The following is a 1,056-nucleotide window of genomic DNA, read 5'->3' on the forward strand; positions in this document are numbered from 1 at the left end:
CATCCCGATCTCGCCGCCTGACACACCGCCAAGCGAGCACCCTAGACCACCGGGATGAGGGGTCCTTTTTCGACGCCGATCACCCCGCTACCGGGGTCCCTTTTCCACGCCGATCCACATGCAGGGGATCGACCGGAATGCTGGAAATACCGGTCCTATGGATTATCGCGACCTTCTCGAGGATTTCGGCAAGCGAGGCTGACGCGACGCGGGGCTCTGGTTCGCGCAGCCAGGACAAGCGGCTCTGCCGGTCATGTACCTTCTCATCGATCAGCATATCGAGACGCTGACGCATATCCGCATCGAGTTTAGCATCGACCGCGGCGACCAGATCGGTTTCCGTCCGAAGCATCGCCTCGGCCGCCATCCGCTCAACGACGCTGATGCCAGGGATGACGATGCGTCGCGTGCGCAGCTCGTCCAGCAATCGATCAAGCAAAATGCGCCCGTCCACGATAGCCATGGCTTCGGTTTCCAGCCAAGTCATCATGATGCCGCGCGCTGGCCGGCTCAGATCGGTGAATCCGAAGCGCGCCTTGATGGCGGCAAGCTGATCGTAGCGGGTCGGCGCTCGCCGCGCGAAGTCGGCGACGACGCCTGCATCCACTCCGACCTGTTCGGCGATGTGGTCGAGCATGATTGCAGGCAACAGCTCGCCTGTGCGCAGATGTCGCCCCGGATAGCGCAGGCAGCAGAGTTGCAGGGCATAGCTCAAGCGGGTCGCCGGAGTGCGTGCGAAGCCGATCGCAGCAAGGTCCTCGGCATCGAGGCCATGATGTCGCACCACCGCCGCCTCGCTGTCGGGCAAAGCAAGCAACGCGGCGCGCTGCCGCTGGGTCATCGGAATACGTGCGGGCATGTTTCATCCTCCAAAAACCTCTTGCCTTTTGTTGGCTTAGTGAAAGAGGATTGTGAAAGACCCAAGGCTGCGGAAATTGGTGTGGCTTTCAGCGGTAAATGTCACGAATGTCAGCACTAGGTGACGCCGATGACGAGGGTGCTGCGGGCGGCTTCCACGACATCCTCGCTGATGGTTGCGAGGCCGTTGATCTTCAG

1 pseudogene is annotated in these 1,056 nt (G+C 61.5%); it reads right to left on the reverse strand.

Going from position 1 to position 1,056, the window contains the following annotated elements:
- Nucleotides 1–109 precede the first annotated feature (109 nt).
- Nucleotides 110–859, reverse strand: a pseudogene (locus tag ACP7A3_RS20925) (DUF4158 domain-containing protein); the annotation flags it as partial.
- Between the last annotated feature and the right edge of the window lie 197 nt (nucleotides 860–1,056).

Source organism: Sphingomonas sp. DC5200-1 (genome assembly GCF_049897245.1).
In the GTDB taxonomy this organism is placed as follows: domain Bacteria; phylum Pseudomonadota; class Alphaproteobacteria; order Sphingomonadales; family Sphingomonadaceae; genus Sphingomonas; species Sphingomonas aquatilis.